The 16657-nt window shown below is 64.0% G+C and carries 15 protein-coding genes and 1 pseudogene; 4 read left to right on the forward strand and 12 right to left on the reverse strand.

Annotated features, from left to right (window positions below):
• Positions 1-328 precede the first annotated feature (328 nt).
• The 7 genes from metC to JMY28_RS34130 form a co-directional block, all read right to left on the reverse strand.
• Positions 329-1522, reverse strand: coding sequence for a cystathionine beta-lyase (gene metC, locus JMY28_RS34100; protein WP_201700293.1), 1194 nt, complete (start codon positions 1520-1522; stop codon positions 329-331).
• An 84-nt stretch (positions 1523-1606) separates the two neighbouring features.
• On the reverse strand, positions 1607-3208 hold the full coding sequence (locus tag JMY28_RS34105; protein WP_201700294.1) for a rhodanese-like domain-containing protein: 1602 nt from the start codon (positions 3206-3208) through the stop codon (positions 1607-1609).
• A 148-nt stretch (positions 3209-3356) separates the two neighbouring features.
• Entirely contained in the window at positions 3357-3953 is a 597-nt protein-coding gene (locus tag JMY28_RS34110) for a cysteine dioxygenase family protein (RefSeq protein ID WP_201700295.1), read from the reverse strand.
• A gap of 72 nt (positions 3954-4025) precedes the next feature.
• Positions 4026-4787 (reverse strand): amino acid ABC transporter ATP-binding protein, encoded by a 762-nt coding sequence (locus JMY28_RS34115; protein ID WP_201700372.1) that lies wholly within the window; start codon positions 4785-4787, stop codon positions 4026-4028.
• Positions 4788-4814: 27 nt separating this feature from the next.
• Positions 4815-5507 carry an amino acid ABC transporter permease gene (locus JMY28_RS34120; protein WP_201700296.1) on the reverse strand — a complete coding sequence of 231 codons (693 nt, stop codon included), beginning with the start codon at positions 5505-5507 and terminating at the stop codon, positions 4815-4817.
• Positions 5508-5511: 4 nt separating this feature from the next.
• Positions 5512-6204: an amino acid ABC transporter permease gene (locus JMY28_RS34125; protein ID WP_201700297.1), complete on the reverse strand. Its 693-nt coding sequence runs from the start codon at positions 6202-6204 to the stop codon at positions 5512-5514.
• Positions 6205-6322: 118 nt separating this feature from the next.
• Positions 6323-7147: a transporter substrate-binding domain-containing protein gene (locus JMY28_RS34130; protein ID WP_201700298.1), complete on the reverse strand. Its 825-nt coding sequence runs from the start codon at positions 7145-7147 to the stop codon at positions 6323-6325.
• 217 nt (positions 7148-7364) lie between these two features.
• Here JMY28_RS34130 and JMY28_RS34135 point away from each other — a divergent pair, with 217 nt between their 5' ends.
• Positions 7365-8234 (forward strand): LysR substrate-binding domain-containing protein, encoded by an 870-nt coding sequence (locus JMY28_RS34135; RefSeq protein ID WP_201700373.1) that lies wholly within the window; start codon positions 7365-7367, stop codon positions 8232-8234.
• A gap of 151 nt (positions 8235-8385) precedes the next feature.
• On the opposite strand, the pseudogene JMY28_RS39585 reads toward JMY28_RS34135, so the two are convergent.
• Positions 8386-8517: pseudogene (locus JMY28_RS39585) on the reverse strand (type IV toxin-antitoxin system AbiEi family antitoxin domain-containing protein); the annotation flags it as partial.
• A gap of 671 nt (positions 8518-9188) precedes the next feature.
• Positions 9189-10565 carry an MFS transporter gene (locus tag JMY28_RS34150; protein WP_201700299.1) on the reverse strand — a complete coding sequence of 459 codons (1377 nt, stop codon included), beginning with the start codon at positions 10563-10565 and terminating at the stop codon, positions 9189-9191.
• A 255-nt stretch (positions 10566-10820) separates the two neighbouring features.
• Between JMY28_RS34150 and JMY28_RS34155 the strand changes: the two genes are divergently transcribed.
• Positions 10821-12026, forward strand: coding sequence for an FAD-dependent oxidoreductase (locus JMY28_RS34155; protein WP_201700300.1), 1206 nt, complete (start codon positions 10821-10823; stop codon positions 12024-12026).
• Between the two features lie 89 nt (positions 12027-12115).
• On the opposite strand, the gene JMY28_RS34160 is transcribed toward JMY28_RS34155, so the two are convergent.
• A complete protein-coding gene (locus tag JMY28_RS34160) occupies positions 12116-12832 on the reverse strand; it encodes a TetR/AcrR family transcriptional regulator (RefSeq protein WP_201700301.1) in 717 nt (238 codons plus the stop codon).
• 245 nt (positions 12833-13077) lie between these two features.
• Here JMY28_RS34160 and JMY28_RS34165 point away from each other — a divergent pair, with 245 nt between their 5' ends.
• Both JMY28_RS34165 and gtdA read left to right on the forward strand, forming a co-directional pair.
• On the forward strand, positions 13078-13935 hold the full coding sequence (locus JMY28_RS34165; protein WP_201700302.1) for a fumarylacetoacetate hydrolase family protein: 858 nt from the start codon (positions 13078-13080) through the stop codon (positions 13933-13935).
• 67 nt (positions 13936-14002) lie between these two features.
• Positions 14003-15064 (forward strand): gentisate 1,2-dioxygenase, encoded by a 1062-nt coding sequence (gene gtdA / locus JMY28_RS34170; RefSeq protein ID WP_236597175.1) that lies wholly within the window; start codon positions 14003-14005, stop codon positions 15062-15064.
• Positions 15065-15114: 50 nt separating this feature from the next.
• Here the strand turns inward: gtdA and JMY28_RS34175 are convergent, their stop codons facing one another.
• Together JMY28_RS34175 and JMY28_RS34180 are read right to left on the reverse strand one after the other, a co-directional pair.
• On the reverse strand, positions 15115-15675 hold the full coding sequence (locus tag JMY28_RS34175; protein WP_201700303.1) for a MarR family winged helix-turn-helix transcriptional regulator: 561 nt from the start codon (positions 15673-15675) through the stop codon (positions 15115-15117).
• A gap of 88 nt (positions 15676-15763) precedes the next feature.
• Positions 15764-16657, reverse strand: coding sequence for a LysR family transcriptional regulator (locus JMY28_RS34180; RefSeq protein WP_201700304.1), 894 nt, complete (start codon positions 16655-16657; stop codon positions 15764-15766).

The following is a 16657-nucleotide window of genomic DNA, read 5'->3' on the forward strand; positions in this document are numbered from 1 at the left end:
TTGATTGGCGATTGGTTCTGCCGACCGTCCACGCTCAAGCGGTCGCTGGAGACGTGGGCGCGCGCGGGTGCCGAGTACGCCCATTGAATGTCACGCGCTATGGCGGAGTATGTCTGGCATCTTTCGGATTGCGGATTCAACCCGTCGATGCAACGAATTGGTGGCATCGTCCTGCCTGTGTATCAAAGCCGGTATCCTTCCCAGCCGCTCGTTCGGGCGTTGCGCAAGGCAATGCACGAGCGCGTTCCAGCGTTGTCAATCCCGACCGCAGTTGGTCTTTCGATGTAACGACATGCCGAGGTGGTGAGTGTCGGGCCAGTTCCGCCTACTAACCGTTTCTTTCTATCGCGCCGAGGCTATGCGCGAGATCCTCGATGAGATCACGCGGGTCTTCGAGCCCCACATGCAGACGCACGATCGGCCCAGCGGTCCGCCAGTCCTCGCACGTCCTGGCGCTCGCGACGTTGACGACCGTCGCGAGGCTTTCGAACCCGCCCCATGACGCGCCGATCCCAAACAGAGAGAGCCCATCGACGAAGCGGTCGGCCGCTTCTGCCGACACTTGCGAAAGTTCGAATGAGATCAGTCCGTTGGTGCCGGTGCAGTCTCGCTGCCATAGCGCGTGGCCCGGATGTTCCGGCAGCGCAGGACAGAAGACGCGCGCTACGGCGGGCTGCGTAGTGAGCCAGTGTGCAACGTCGAGCGCATGCTGCTCGTGCAGCGCGAGCCGGGCACCTAGCGTGCGCGTGCCGCGCAGCACAAGGTACGCATCGTCGGCGCTGACGGCGACACCCTGCGCATCGCTCATTGTCGCGAGGGGCTGCCAGGCCGCCTCAGTCGTTGTGACGGTGCCCATCATCACATCCGAATGGCCGCTCAGGTATTTGGTCGCGGCCATGACGGAGATGTCGGCACCCAGCATGAGCGGCTGATATTGCACGCCCGAGCCCCATGTATTGTCCGCAGCCAGCAGCGCGCCGTGGCGATGCGCCAGTTCGGCGAGCGCGGGCAGATCGCACAGTTCGTAGAGCAGCGAGCCCGGACACTCGACGTAGACGAGCTTCGTGCGGGGCGTCATGCGGCTCGCGACATCCGAGCCGTCCGCCCGGACATACGTGATATCGATACCCCACGGCTCGAGGAACGTACGGGCGAAGTGGCGCAGCGGCTGATAGACACAATCGGAAATCAGCACGTGGTCGCCGGGACGAAGATAGGCGAGGAACACCATCGCTATCGCCGCGAGACCGGTGGGGAAGAGTCGCGTCCGATAGCCTCCTTCGAGTCCCGACACAACATCTTCGAGGGCGAAGCCGGTTGGATTGCCGCGAGCGCCGTACGTGAACAAGCGCTCGGTGCTACGCCGGCTACGCGCATCGTTCAGGTCGGCCATCGTCTCGAAGAGCGCTGTCGACGCCCGGACGACGGGCGGGTTGACTGCACGGCCACCGTCGACGACCGTGGACGTGCCGCCTTTGACGAGACGGGTGGCAAGGCGTGGAGCGTGCGAATCGTAGGGCATGTGAATAGGAGCCTTGAAGCAGGTGCCGTTCGCCGGCAGGTTCGTCGTTGCCTGATGTGCGGGTATCGCCCGCACACCCTGCGCTTACTTTTTCACGGCTGCTGCGCCGATTCGAAACGTGCCGTGCTCATCGGCGTCGAGCTGGGCGAGCAGGCCGGTTTCCCACGCGAGATACTGGCGCGCCGCTGCCTTGTTGCCGTCGTGACGATCATGCACGAAGAACAGGTAGTCGATGCAGGCTTCGTCGGACGGCGCGTCGGGCGTGCTGCTCACGCTGTGTCCGGCCGATGTCCATACGCCAAGCCCACCCGCGAGCAGCACGAAACGGCGTGTGTCCTGTGGCCAGCGTCGCCGCCAGTCTGCGACGAACAGCTCGGCGAGACCACGCTCATCCGCGATGAGAGCGATGTCCTGGCCCGCGGGCAGATCGGGCAGACGCGGGCGGATCGCCCATTGCGAGCCCGGCACATGGGCGCTGCGATAACTCATGCTCGGCCGCAGATCGACTACTCGCATGCGTTGCGTCGCCAGAGCTTCGGCAAGCTCCGCTGCGTCAATTTCGGTCAGCGTCGAGCGCACCGCCGCGGGCAGAACAGGCAGCGACACGCCGCTCGCGAACGCGTCGGACAGCACGTACGCGTCGTGGCCCAGCTGCCGCAGCCAGCTGGCGACGATCGGCGCGCGCACGCCGTCGCTGTCGAACAGCACGACGCGCGCATGACGGACGCCGACGTACTGATCCGTGGCTTGTACTAGCTGCCCGCCCGGCGTGTGCTGCGCGCCCGGCAACGAACCGGACGCGAATTCTTCCGGTGTGCGCACGTCGCACAGGTAGAGCGTGCGGGCCGCATCTTGCGCCCAATGCGCGAACGTGGCTGCGTCCACCAACGGGACCGCGAAGCGCTCGGCCAATGCCCGGCTGGATTCTCGCATCGGCGCGAGCGCGTCAGGAGGCATCGTTTCAGGATAGCGGCGCGCGCTGCCGTGCTCGAGCGGCAGGTCTTCGAGGTACCAGCCTTGCGTGCCGTTCGCGAGCGCCATCACAGGGTTAGCAATGCCGAGGTTGATGAGCGTTTGCGCGCCGATGATGCTGCGTGTGCGCCCCGCGCAGTTGATGACGATCGGCGTCGTCGCGTCGGGGACGAGCTCGCGGATGCGATAGCCAAGCTCGCCATTGGGGCAGCAGATCGACGACGGGATCGTCATCTTCTGGTATTCACCGAGCGTGCGGCCGTCGAGGATCACAACGGGCTCGCCGCGTTCGCGCTTTGCGGCAAGTTCGCGCGCCGTGATATGCGGGGTGTGATACGCGTGCTCGACCAACTCGCCGAACGTCTTCGACGGCACGTTCACGCCGGCGAACAGCGTATGGCCCGCACGTTGCCAGCCCTGGGTCCCGTCCTCGAGTACATGAAGGTCCATATAGCCGAGCTCGGCGAGCCGGGCCGCTGCATCGACCGCGATGGTCGCATCGGTGTCGTAGAGCACGATGCGCGCGCCGCGGCGGGGAACGAGCCGTCCGATCTCGAGTTCGAGCCGGCTATAGGGCAGCGGCACGCCGTGGAAGAGATGCGCCTCGCCATACTGGCCGTGCTCGCGCACGTCGATAAGCGCGATCTCGGCGCCGTCACGCAGCCAGCGCTTGAGCGCGACGGCGTCGATAAACGAAGGGAGCGATGAGGTCATGTCGAAAGCGTTGCCGTTTCGTAGGGTTGAGCGAATCCCCACCGATTGCTGGGCAAAACGGTGCCGCGGTCCCGGCCCCACGTGGGCGGACCTGTGCTGGACACGGCGTCGCAAAGGCGCCGTGCAGGATTCGGGAGTGGTTGTCGCGTTAGCGGCGCGTTTTCACGCCGATTTTCATCACCTGATACGTGCCGTTTTCCAGGTCGAACGTGATGCGCTCGGTCAGCGTTTCCAGCGCGCGGCCATACATGTGCAGGTGGCGGATCGGTGTCTCGCCCTTGATTTCGACGGCGTGAATGTCGTCCGAGGCGAGCGCGATGCCGTGACCGGGCTCGACGACGATGGTGTCCGTCACTTCGACCGCGCCTACGCCCGGGGTCTTGCCGTCGTCGGTGCGCCGATAAAGGAAATTGTGTTCGACGCCATCGACCGCCGCTATGCAGGCCCATGTCGTGTGGTTATGCGGGGTGATCTTCTTGCCGGGACGCATGACATTCAGATACAGCGCGTAGGTCTGGTCGGCGTCTTCGTGAATCAGGTAGCGCGCCTGAAGCTCGCCGTCGCTGGGCGGCGGGAAGTCCGCTTCCTGCCACAACTCGCGGTGCGCCGCGAGCGACTTGACCTGATCGAGCACCGCGGCGAGCGCCGGGCGCGTCTCGCCGGCGGGCGCGAGCTCGGCTTTCATTGCGGCAATTGCTTCGGCCACGGCAGTGTCACGTTGCGCGGACAGGGACGGGGTTGACATGATGAAGGGGTCTCCAGTTTGAATGGGTGAGGGTAAGAGGATGGTGCAATGCGATGTGTGGCTCGGTGCAGGTCAGGCGGCGCCATGCGCGGCAAGCTCGCGTAGAGAGGGACGCAGGACGTCGTGCAGGAAACGTTGCGCGCGATCGTGCGCCGGACGGCTAAAGAACCTGGCGGGCGGCGCGTCCTCGAGCAACTGGCCCTGGTCCATGAACCAGACACGGCTCGACACTTCGCGCGCGAAGCCCATTTCGTGGGTGACGATCATCATCGTCAGGCCTTCGTCGGCGAGGCTTCGCATGACCTGCAGCACCTCCTGCACCATTTCCGGATCGAGTGCGCTCGTCGGTTCGTCGAACAGCATAAGAGGCGGCTTCATCGCGAGCGCGCGCGCAATCGCCACGCGTTGCTGCTGTCCTCCGGACAGATTCGCGGGCATCGCGTCGATCTTGTGCGCGAGGCCGACCTTGGCCAGCAGCGTTTCGGCCTGAGAGACGGCTTCGTCGCGGGACATGCCGAGCACCTTCGTCGGACCCAGGATCAGGTTCTGCCTGACCGAGAGGTTCTGAAAAAGGTTGAAGCTCTGGAACACGAAGCCGATGCGGGCGCGCAGCCGGTTTAGCTTGATGTTGCGCGCATTCACGTCGCAGCCCTCGAACAGGATGCGTCCCTGGTCGATCGCTTCCAGCCGGGTGACGGTGCGGATCAGCGTCGACTTGCCGGAGCCGGACGGACCGCATACGACGACAACTTCGCCGCGTTCGATCACGGCGTCGATGCCCTTTAGCACATGGTGCTGACCGTAGTGCTTGTGCACGTTCTCGAAGGCGAGCATGGTCATGGTGGCGTTACTCCTGCGAAGTCAGGCGAGGCCCGCGCGCTGGCGAGCGATGCGGCGCTCCAGCCGCCCCGCGAAGCGCGAGATGGCGAAGCACAGGATGAAATAGAACGCGGCGAGCACGAGGAAGGTTTGCAGCGGTTTCGTCAGCGTGATTGTGTTGACCTGCGCCGCCGAATACGTGAGTTCGGGCACGCCGATCACGTAGGCGAGCGAGGTCGCCTTGATGATCGAGACGAACTGGTTGACTATCGACGGCAGCATGTTGGCGAGCGCCTGAGGCAACTGTACGTAGCGCATGCTCTGCAGCCACGAGAGGCCGTTCGAGCGCGCGGCTTCCATTTGGCCGCGCGGCAGCCCTTCGAGCCCGGCACGAACGATCTGCGCGAGGAACGCGCTTTCGTAGACGATGATCGCGCTAACGGCCGTCGTGACCGCCGACACCTCCGCGCCGACCAGTAGCGGCACGGCGAAATAGGCCCAGAAAATGAGCATCAGCAGCGGAATACCACGGATCAGGCGTGTCCAGATGCTGGCGGCGCGACGCAAACCGCGCAACGGCGAGACGAGGGCAAGGCCGATCGCGACGGCAATCGGGAACGACACTGCGAGACCTAGCGCCGAGATGACGAGTGTGATCGCCACGCCGCCGAGCGGCCCATGCGGCCAGTTGCCGACCAGAAACAGCGCAAGATAGTTATGCAGGATATCGAACATGGGCTCAGGTTCCGAGCGGAGTCGTACGACGCTTTGCGAAGTGGTCGGAGATTGCCATGATGGCGAGCGTGCCGATCAGGTAGAGGACCGTTGCGAGCAGGAATACGTCGAAGGTGCGAAACGTCAGGTTGTCGATCTGGCGGGTGTTGTACAGCAGTTCGTGCACGCCGATCGCCATGGCGAGTGAGCTGTCCTTGAAAAGCCGCAGTGCCTGGTTCAGCAGCCCCGGCAGTGCCACGCGCATGCCTTGCGGCAGTATCACGTAGCGGAACGCCTGCAGGTACGTGAGGCCGATCGAACATGCCGCCTCCTGCTGCGTGTACGGAATCGTGCGCAATCCGGAGCGTAGGTCTTCCGACATGAAAGCGCCATAGTTGAGCGCCAGCGCTATCGTCGCGAAAAAGAACTCCGTATTCCCCGCGTTGACCCAGTGATAGAGCGGCGAGGGCAGCAGTTGCGGGACGCCGAAATACCACACGAGGATCTGCACGAGCATCGGCACGTTTCGGTGATATTCGACCACGGCAACGACGAACGCCTTGCACGCCTTGACGGGCAGTGCACGCAGCGTCGCGAGCACGACGGCTACGGCGATCGCAAAGAGGCCTGAAACGACGAACAGCTGCAACGTGGTGAGCACACCGTTGCGCAGCAGAGGCAGATAGCCGTCGTCGAGCAGAAAGGAGAAGTCGAACATGCTGGGGCAGGTCGTCTGGAGTCGATGAAAAGGATCGCGGGGGCGGCGCGCGTTGCGTTCCGGCGCCGCCCCGGCAGCTTCTATGACGCTTCGTGCTTCACACGAAGCTCACGCGCGCTCACTGCGTCCTGATCGGCTCGACCTTGTAGTCGCGCGTGAACTTGTACGGCGAGTTCACGCCGAGCCACTTGTAGAAGCTCTGCTGCAAACCGTTCGACTTGTCGTAGTCGTGCAGGATCTTGTTGACCGCGGCCATCAGCGCCGGCTCATTCTTGTTCATCACGACGCCCCAGCGCTCCTCGTAGACGGGCGCGGCGAGCATGCGGTATTGCTGGCCGCCCTTTTGCGCCGATTCGTTCGCAAAGCGCGCGAGGATGTTCTGGCCGGCGACGAGACCATCTACCTTGCCCTGCTGAAGCGCGAGGAAGGCCGATGGAATATCGTGAAACGTCAGCAGGTTTGAGTTCGGCAGACGGCTGACCGAGACCGCAGCCGAACTCGACCCTTCCGAAGCTGCGATCTTTTTGCCGCCAAGCTGATCGAGATTCTGGATCGGAGAATCGGCGCGCACCAACACGCGGATCGGCGCTACGTAGTACTGATCGCTATAGTTGACCTGCGCGGCGCGGGCCGGCAACCACGCCATTGCCGCCGCGAGCACGTCGACGCGGTGCGTCTTCAGTTCGGGAATGCGCGCATCGGTCGACAACGTGCGATGGTCGAGCTTGACGCCAAGCCCTTGGGCAAGTGCACGACAGACGTCGACGTCGAAGCCCACGATCTGGCGCGTGGTGGCATCGGGAAAGGCATACGGTTCGCTGGCGTTTTGCGTGCCACACACGAGGGTGCCGCGGGTCTTGATGTCGGCCAGCTCGTCCGCATTCGCTCTGCCTAGAGTGGCGAGGAGGGTGATCGTCAGGACGGCCAGTTTTCGTTGCCACATAAAGCGGGGTCTCCTCCAGAAAGGAAGTCTCTGCGATGACGGGCGCTGCGCTCGAGCGTGCCCGGCTGTGCGCCGCGGGCCTGCGCCGACGCCCTCACATGCCTCCGGTTGCATAAATTGTGCTTGAGTGTTGACAAGCTTATCGGTCAAAATTTTGGCAAACAATTTAATTCTTTGTCAGAAAGCATTAGCACAATTGAACTATCGGATACCTGGAATGCGAAACCTCGATATCGATCTCCTGCGCACGTTCGTCGCCATAGCGCAACGCGAAACGTTCGCTGCAGCGGCCGAACAGGTCGGCCGAACCCAGTCAGCGATCACACAGCAGATGCAGCGGCTCGAACAGGAAGTGGGCTGCTCGCTGTTCGAGAAGCGGGGTCGGCAAAAGATGATGACGACGGATGGCTCGAGGCTGCTCGCCTACGCGCACAAGATCCTCGCGCTGAACGACCAGGCGGTGCAGCTGGCGCATTCGCGAGGCCCAGGCGAGAAAGTTCGCATAGGATCGCCGCACGACGTGGCAGATTCGATCCTGCCGAACATGCTGCGGCGTTTATCGAAGCTGTCGACTGAACTGCAGATGGAAATCAATGTCGGACGTAGCCCGTTCCTGATGGATGCGTTGCGCGACGGAGAACTCGATCTCGTGATCTCGACGCGCTACGACGATGCGTTCCCGGGGGTTACGCTGCGTACGTCGCCGATGGTATGGATCTGCGCTGAGGATTTCACGTTCAATCCGGGGGAGCCAGTGCCGCTCGTGATGGCTGACGAGCTGAGCCTGTTTCGCAAGCTGTCGATTGCTGAACTCGACGCAAACGACATCCCCTGGCGGACGAGTTTCATGTCTCCAACGCTAACAGGCATCAAGGCCGCGATCAGTGCGGGCCTCGGCGTCACCGCGCGGACCACGGAACTGCTCGACGCGAATATGCGCGTACTGACCGAAGGCGATGGTTTGCCGCGCCTGCCGGAGGTTGCGTTCTATCTGTATGTGCAGCCGACTTGTACGAGCCCCGTGCTGCGCGAATTGTTCGAGTCGACAGAGCGCATCGCGACACGCTTCGGGCCTTCGTTCGGATAGCGGTAGCGCTCGAGTCTGGCATTTTCGTTCCCCGGCGACGGACGCCGCCATCCGTTAAGGCCGCGCATGGGTGACATGCTTGAGCGGGTAATCCTCCAGCGCCGCGAGCGTTGTCGCGCGCCGCTCGCGTTGCTTGTAGCTGCCGCCGTGCTCACCACGCAAACTTGTCGACGTGACGCTGCAGATCCTTGCCCCAGGCAAAACCGCTTCCATCTCCAAGATCGCGCACCAGCTTGACGACCTTCACCCTCGTGCAATGGGAGAGGAGGGTGTCTAGCACCTTCGGTCACAGGGTACGCAACGAGGATGCGAGATTAATGCGTGAACCAGCTGAAGCCCGCGTCAGGTGCCCGGTTGCAAAGGGCGATGGACGATCGGAACTAACAATCCACGGCGTCCTGAACGACTCGCACCTCGGGGGCAGGAACCGCCCGGCAACAAAGATCTGCAGACGGGTTGCCTGATTGCATGCGTCCATATGGACGGGCTAGGGCGGCGCTAAATGCGCTGGGCTTGCCCGTTCCCCGATTGAGGGTAGTTCCTAGTAATCCTGCTTCGGGGAGGGGCGTGTGATGGTTCACATGCGCCAGTCTACGTGGCAGAAGCAGCTGGCGCTTACGCTGCCTCGATCGTTCCTCCGCCGGTGCTCTTGACGAGCGATCTGTAATGTGAAATCGAGTAAAACTCCATCGACTGTCTGCCCGAAACTACATGGGTATGCGCTGCTACGCACCGCACACCGCGGGTAGCACTTCGGCTCGCAACATGATGAACTTAATCATTTCGTGTTCAACACGACGTGAGGTTGCATTTGGGGCTTTGTCCCGATACCGCGTTGTGGGCACAAGTTCCTAAAAACAACAGGATTCCTTATTTGACAAGCGAGTAGAATTGTCTTGCTTCGACAGAAACGTTTTGACGGCGTTACGCCGGGCACACGTCCCGGCGCAACGTTCAGTGCGAGTTGAGCGCGTCTTCGGCGATCGGCTGCTGCACGTCCGCGACGCGCGGCGCGTGCCGGCCTTTCGTAATCATTGCGACGATTGCGACGCAGCCCGTCAGCATCGGCACCGCGCCATACAGAAACAGCGTCTGCTGCGGCAGCGCGAGCGAAATCAGGATGCCGCCGATCACCGGCCCAATGATCGCGCCGAGCCGCCCGATCCCCATTGCCCATCCGGTGCCGGTCGAGCGGATGAAGGTCGGATACGCGCTGCTTGCGAGCGCATTGAGGCCGAATTGCCCGCCGACAACGAAGAGCCCGGCCGCGAACACGACGCAGTCGAGCAGCAACGGGTTGTTGCCGATGCTGCCGATCAGCGCGATCGACAGCGCAGCGCCACCGAAGAAGGCCGCGAGCGGCCGGATCGTGCCACGGTCCAGCAGCCGGCTGATGACCACGCCGCCGACGATGCCGCCGACCTGGAAGAAGGAGCTGACGATAACGGCGCGCGTGAGCGGAATGCCGGCGTTCGCGATCACGGTCGGCAGCCAGGTCATCACAAACGTCAGCGTCATCAGGTTTGCGACGAACGTGATCCACAGCAGCAACGTGAACGACGCGCGGCCTTCGGTGAACAGGTGGCACACCGGCTGGCCCTTCCGGACTTCCTCGCGGGCGACGAGCCGCGTGTCGGGGCCGATCCGAAGGTCCGGGACGATGCGCACGAGCTTCTCGCGCACGGCGGCGACGTCGCCGTGGCGCAGCAACTGGAAGCGGATCGATTCGGGTAGCACGAAGAAGGCCGCCGGCAGCAGCGCGAGCGGCAGCACACCGCCAACGACGAACATCGCCGGCCAGCCGAAGCGCGGAATCAACGCCGCGGCAGCCCAGCCGCCGGCCGCGCCGCCGATCGTGTAGCCGAGGAACATGATCGTGATTAGCGTTGCCCGCTGGCGCTTCGGCGCGTATTCGGCGGTCAGCGCTAGCGCGTTCGGCACCGCGAAGCCGACGCCGATGCCCGCAAGCAGGCGCAGTATCGACAGCGACGCGATCGTCGTCGCCCACGCGGCAGCGAGTGTGAACAGGCCGAACACCGCCATGCCGGCGATCATCATCGTGCGCCGGCCGTAGCGGTCGGCCGCGCTGCCGCCGAGCGTCGCGCCGAGCATCATGCCGACCATGCTGGTCGTGAACACCGGCACGAACGCCGGGCTGGCGATGTGCCACGCGCGGATCACCGACGGCGCGACGTAACCGATCATCTGCTGGTCGAAGCCGTCGAACACCATGATCACCATCGACCAGAACACCAGCTGGAAATGGAAACGGCGCAGCCGTCCTCCCTCGATTGCCGCGCCGACATCGACGCTGGCGGTGCCTTCCTTCATGTTCTGTCTCCGACCCCGGTTCCAGTTTGAACCGCGTGTGATGAGTGACTACGATCAAAATTGACTATGATCAAATTTAACGGGTGAGCGGGGGCGAATGCATCGGGGGAAACCCTTGGCCGCCGCGAGCCCGAGCCGCGCTTGACAGCGTAAATTCCCGGCCCATAAAATTGAATCACGCTCAAAAATGAGTGAGATCAAATATTGGGCCGTGATCGGGCCGGCAACGAATACTTTCAGTGACAAGGAATGAACATGAAGCGTGACCCCATCGTGATTTCCGGCGGCGGCCCGGTCGGTCTCGTCGCGGCGCTGGCGCTCGCGAAGCGCGGCCTCGACGTGTGCGTGCTCGAAATCGAGTCGCAGATCCCGACCGACCTGCGCGCGGGCACGTTCCATCCGCCGACGGTGGAGATGCTCGCCGAACTGGGCGTCGGCGCGGAACTGGTTGCAGCCGGCATCCCGGTGCCGGAATGGCAGATTCGCGATCGCCGCGCGGGCGTGATCGCGCGGTTCGATCTCGCGGCGATCGCGGATCTGACGCCTTACCCGTTCCGCCTGCACTGCGAGCAGCACAAGCTGTCGAGCATCCTGTACCGGATCCTCGGCGCGATGCCGAACGTCACGCTGCTGTTCGGCCATCGCTGCACGGCGGTCGAGCAGGACGACGACGGCGTGACCGTGCGCTTTCAGGCGCCGGACGGCGACGGCGCCATTCGCGCGAGCTACGTGATCGGCGCGGACGGCGCGCACAGCGCGGTGCGCAAGTCGCTCGGCGTCGAATTCGAAGGCTTCACGTGGCCGGAGCGCTTCCTCGTGTTCGCGACCGACTACGATCTGCGCGAGCAGGGCTTCACGGGCAATGCGTACATCGCGGATCCGGACGAATGGGTCGCGATCTTCATCCAGCCGCACGACGGCCCGCCGGGGATCTGGCGCATGGCATTCCCGATTCCGCCCGAACTCGACGACGCGGACGTGCTCGCGGACGACTACGTGCAAAGCCGCATCAAGGGTTTTCTGTCGTCGGACCAGGACTATCCGATCCTGTACCGCAGCGTGTACCGGGTGCACCAGCGCGTCGCCAGCCGCTTCCGGGTCGGCCGGGCGATGCTGGTTGGCGACGCCGCGCACATCAACAATCCGCTCGGCGGGATGGGGCTGAACAGCGGTATTCATGACGCGATCAACCTCACCGGCAAGCTATGTGATGTGATGCTGAACGGCGCGCCCGACAGCCTGCTCGATCTCTACGACCGGCAGCGCCGCCAGACCAACATCGAGTACGTTCAGGCGATCACGATCCGCAACAAGCGGCTGCTCGAAGAAAAGGATCCGGCCGTACGCACGGAGCGGCTGGACGAGATGCGCACCATCGCGGCCGATCCAGTCAGCGCGCGGCAATACCTGATGAATTCGTCGATGATCGCGAGCATCCGCCGCGCCGCCGAAATCGTCTGATTCAAGAGATCCGTCAAACGCGGCGCCCAGGCGGGGCGCCGCGTTTGACGGCGCGAACTGTTGCGCACCGCCGGCCGGCGATGCGACGTTCAGGATGCGCGTACGCTTTTCTTCGCGCTGCCTTTCGTCGCTGGCGCTGACGGATAAACGCCCTTCATGGCAAGCCGCAAGACGTCGCGCAGCCTGGCGATACCGGACTCGACCTGCGGCTTCGGCGAAGCGAGCCAGCGCCGCACCTCGGTCATGTAGATCGTCATCATCAGCGACGCGATTGCTTCGGGCTTTTCATCGGGCACGATCTCGCCCAGCGCCTGCTTGTCGGCGATCATCTGCGTGAGCACATCGAGCGTGCGCGTGCGCCTCGCATAGAAACGCGCGATCTCGCCTTCATCGGCTTCTTCGCCGACCAGATACGCGTGGGTTTCGCGCACCGCGGGTCGGGAAAGGGCGGGTTCGTTGGCCCAGATCTCATAGCGGATCTTGAAGAAAGCGGTGACCTGATCGACCAGCGAGGTCTTTTTCTTGAATGCGCCTGAGGCGCGTTCGGTCGCTTCCTCCAGTTCGTCGTTGACGATCAGAAGCAGCAGGTCGCGCTTGTCCTTCGCGTAGACGAACAGCGTGCCGATCGCGACGTCCGCGCGCATCGCGATCTCGCGGGTGGTGGCCGCGTCGTAGCCCTTCTCGACGAAGGTCGCGCGCGCGGCCGCCTTGATGCGCTGGCGCTTGTCGAGCTTGTTGCGCTCGCGCAGGCCCAGTGTCCGGTCGGGCACGGCGTTGCTCGCGGCGGGAGTTTTTCGGGTGGCCATCGGAATACGCTCAATTTTGAACAGGTTTCGAATTTTTCAGACTTTATAGTCTTCCGTATTCGTCTGCAAGGCCGGACCGGTCTGCGTTTCAATAATTTTGATAATACCTATCACCCTGCAGATCTCGACGGCATATGTCCAGAGCGAATAACGTAGGGTCTGGGGCCGGCGGCACGCAAACCTCGCTGGCGAAATGTCCGTTGCCGAAGCGGCGCGGACGGAAGAACACTCAGGAGACGCAGTCCATGAAATTCTGTCGATTCGACGCCAATCGTCTTGGCATTATCGAAGGAGAACTGATTTACGACGTGACGCCGGCACTCGATGTGCTGCCTTCGTTGCGCTATCCGCTGCCGAACGGCGATTTGCTGATCGAGCATCTCGACGCCGTGCGCGAGCGCGCTGGCCAGTTGATGCGCGAAGCGCCGGTCGTCGCTGTGCGCGACGTGCGGCTTCTGAGCCCGGTCGCGAATCCGGGGAAGATCATCGCGGCGCCGGTGAACTATACGAAGCACTTGATGGAAGTGCTCGCCGACAAGGGTTTGCATCACGGCAACCTGATCAATCACATCCAGAAGGCGGGGCTGTTCCTGAAGGCGGGCAGCTCGCTCGTCGGCGCGGGCGAGGGCGTGCGGCTCGTGCACACGGATCGGCGCAACGACCACGAGGTCGAGCTGGCGGTCGTGATCGGCAAGCGCGGCAGCAATATCAAGCGCGAGAACGCGCTCGATTACGTCGCCGGATACTGTATCGGCCTCGACATGACGATTCGTGGGCCGGAGGAACGCAGCCTGCGCAAGTCGCCGGACAGCTACACCGTGCTCGGTCCGTGGCTCGTGACGCGCGACGAACTCGGCGACCCGGGCTCGCTCGACCTGTCGATCGCGGTGAGCGGTGAGGTACGGCAGCAGGCGAACACGCGCGACCTGATCCTCGGCGTGCCGGAGCTGATCGAATTCGCGTCGTCGTTCTACACGCTGAACCCGGGCGACGTGATCATCACCGGTACACCGGAAGGCGTGTCGCCGGTGGTGCCGGGTGACACGATGGTCGCATCGATCGAGCGCATCGGCAACATGACAGTACAGGTGAGCGCTGCGTGAGCGCAGCCGCCGACCTCGAAGCGATCGGCCTGGGCACCCGGGCCGCGCGATTCACGGAGACTCCGAATTGAACACCTCACCGATACACGAAAAACCGGCGACGACGCCGGAGCGGCTCGACTTCTATCGACGCCTCGATGAAAAGGATCTGGCGCCACTGTGGGAGACGCTCGCGACACTCGTCACGCCGCAGCCGCGGACGGCTTGCGTACCGGCCCACTGGCAATATGACCGTCTGCGCGGCCTGCTGATGGAAGCGGGCGAACTGATTACCGCGCACGAAGCCGAGCGCCGCGTGCTGGTGCTCGAAAACCCCGGCATTCGCGGACGCTCGCAGATCACGAACAGCCTGTATGCGGGGCTTCAACTGATTCTGCCGGGCGAGATCGCGGCGAGCCATCGGCATGCGGCGTGCGCGCTGCGCTTCATCATCGAGGGGAACGGCGCGTATACGGCCGTGGATGGCGAGCGCGTGTCGATGCATCCCGGCGACTTCATCATCACGCCGTCGTGGACGTTCCACGATCACGGCAACACCGGCGACGAACCGGTGGTGTGGCTCGACGGTCTCGACGTGCCGATCGTCAATCTGTTCGATACCAGCTTCGCCGAGAAATACGCGGACGAGGTTCAGCCGGTCGTGCGCGCGGAAGACGACGCCACCGCGCTTTATGGCACCAACATGCTGCCGTTCGGGTACGAGGTGCGCGGCCATAACAGCCCGCTTTTCGCGTACCGTTACGAGCCGTCGCGGGCGGCGCTCGCGCACCTCGCGCAGCGCGGCGCTCCGCATCCGGTGCACGCGTTCAAGCTGCAGTATGCGAATCCGGCCACGGGTGGCTATCCGATGCCGACGATCGGTGCGTATCTGCAGCTGCTGCCGGCCGGCTTCGACGGCGCGAGCTATCGCAGCACCGACGCGACCGTGTTCGCGGTCGCCGAGGGCAGCGGCTATAGCGTGATCGACGGCCGCCGTTTCGACTGGACGCATCGCGATGCGTTCGTCGTGCCGTCGTGGGTGTCGGTATCGCATCATGCCCCGCAGGGCGAGGCCGTGCTGTTCAGCTTCTCGGATCGGCCGGCGCAACAGGCGCTCGGCCTGTGGCGCGAGCAGGGCCGCGCCGCCTGAGCCATGCGTCGGGACGAATGGGCGGACGGGTGCCGCCCATTCGTTGTGCCTCAGCGCGGTCGCTTGATCACGCGCGTCGCCACCGGCGGCAGATCCTGCGCGACCCGCGCGTGATCGCCGTTCACACGCACGAGCTTTTGGAGCGTTTCGAAGAACGCGGCGCGCTCCGCGTTCGTCAGGCACGCGAAAAACTTTTCCTGGGCCGCCCATACGCCGGGCTCCGAACGATCGAGCAACTTTTCGCCGGCCCGGGTCAACTCCAGCACCTTGTAGCGGCGATCGCCGGGCTTCGGCTTGCGCACGAGCACGCCGCGCTGTTCCAGCCGCTCGGCGACGTTGCCGATCGTCGACTGGTCGATCGCGATGATTTCCGCGAGCCGCTTCTGGTCGCTGCCCGGAAATTCGCGTACCGACATCATCACGGCGACCTGGACCGGCGTGACTTCGCAGTCGTCGGTTTCCTCGAACACCATCGCGGTCAGGATCTGCTGGATGCGGCGGATCAGGAAGCCGGGAATCCGGTTCAGCCTGAATTCGTCGTTGCCGCCGGCACCGGCGCCGGCGTCAGGCGGCGGCGCCTTCTGGCGCGTGCTGGAAGTGCTGTTTGTCAAAACGACCTCGATCGAAGAAGCCCGGTGATGAACGGTGGCGCGCAACGCGACGCGGCGCGCAAGACGGGTTACCCGTAAAGGCTGCCGATCAGTTCACGCAGCTGCTGATCAGTTCACGCAGCCATTGCAGCCCGGGGTCGCGCATATAGCGTTCGTGCCAGTGTGCCATCACCATGTATTCGGATACCGCGAACGGCAACGGGAGCGAGCGGATGCCCATGCCGCGCGCGCGCCAGTGGGCGGCGAGCCGCGCCGGCACGATCGCCAGATAGTCGGTGGCCTCGATCACCGCGGACACGCCGAGGAAATTCGGAATCTCGATGCCGCGCCGGCGCTCGATCCGGTGCGAGCGCATCGCGCGTTCGAGCAGCGTGTGGCCGGTGCCGCTCGGGCTGATCACCGCATGGGATTCGGCGAGGAACGCGTCGAGCGTCAATTCATCCGCAATGCGCGGATGATCGTCGCGCAGCACGCACGTGAAGTGCTCGTAGAACAGCCGTTGCCGGAAAAAGCCCGCGTCGAGCGGCGGCAGGAAGCCGATCGCCAGATCGACTTTGCCCGACTCGAGGAACGACGGCGTGTGCTCGGAGATCAGCGACACTTCAAGCATAACGCCGGGCGCCTCCTCGCCGAGGCGCTGCAGCAGCGCGGGCAGCGTCACCATCTGGCCGATGTCGGTCATCGCGATCCGGAACGTGCGCGCGGCCGAGCCGGCGGCGAACGTCGCGTGATAGCCGAGCATCGCCTGCAGCAGGCCCAGCGCTTCGGACGAGCGCGCGATCAGCTCGTCGGCGAGCGGCGTCGGTTCCATGCCCGCCGAGGTCCGCACGAACAGCGTGTCGTTGAAGTGCTTGCGCAGCCGCGCGAGGGTCATGCTGATCGCCGACTGCGTCGCGTGCAGGTTCGCCGCGGTCGCCGACACGCTACGCGTTCTGTGCAGCTCGCTGAGAATCTGCAGTGTCTTGAGATCGATGTTGTCCAT

Source organism: Paraburkholderia hiiakae, from assembly GCF_904848665.1.
GTDB lineage: Bacteria > Pseudomonadota > Gammaproteobacteria > Burkholderiales > Burkholderiaceae > Paraburkholderia > Paraburkholderia hiiakae.

Coding starts and splice junctions, on each gene's coding strand:
- JMY28_RS34160 (WP_201700301.1), bottom strand. CDS start 12,832: ATGGCCACCCGAAAAACTCCCGCCGCGAGCAACGCCGTGCCCGACCGG.
- JMY28_RS34105 (WP_201700294.1), bottom strand. CDS start 3,208: ATGACCTCATCGCTCCCTTCGTTTATCGACGCCGTCGCGCTCAAGCGC.
- JMY28_RS34130 (WP_201700298.1), bottom strand. CDS start 7,147: ATGTGGCAACGAAAACTGGCCGTCCTGACGATCACCCTCCTCGCCACT.
- JMY28_RS34180 (WP_201700304.1), bottom strand. CDS start 16,657: ATGGACAACATCGATCTCAAGACACTGCAGATTCTCAGCGAGCTGCAC.
- JMY28_RS34115 (WP_201700372.1), bottom strand. CDS start 4,787: ATGCTCGCCTTCGAGAACGTGCACAAGCACTACGGTCAGCACCATGTG.
- JMY28_RS34165 (WP_201700302.1), top strand. CDS start 13,078: ATGAAATTCTGTCGATTCGACGCCAATCGTCTTGGCATTATCGAAGGA.
- JMY28_RS34125 (WP_201700297.1), bottom strand. CDS start 6,204: ATGTTCGACTTCTCCTTTCTGCTCGACGACGGCTATCTGCCTCTGCTG.
- JMY28_RS34120 (WP_201700296.1), bottom strand. CDS start 5,507: ATGTTCGATATCCTGCATAACTATCTTGCGCTGTTTCTGGTCGGCAAC.
- metC (WP_201700293.1), bottom strand. CDS start 1,522: ATGCCCTACGATTCGCACGCTCCACGCCTTGCCACCCGTCTCGTCAAA.
- JMY28_RS34110 (WP_201700295.1), bottom strand. CDS start 3,953: ATGTCAACCCCGTCCCTGTCCGCGCAACGTGACACTGCCGTGGCCGAA.
- JMY28_RS34155 (WP_201700300.1), top strand. CDS start 10,821: ATGAAGCGTGACCCCATCGTGATTTCCGGCGGCGGCCCGGTCGGTCTC.
- JMY28_RS34135 (WP_201700373.1), top strand. CDS start 7,365: ATGCGAAACCTCGATATCGATCTCCTGCGCACGTTCGTCGCCATAGCG.
- JMY28_RS34150 (WP_201700299.1), bottom strand. CDS start 10,565: ATGAAGGAAGGCACCGCCAGCGTCGATGTCGGCGCGGCAATCGAGGGA.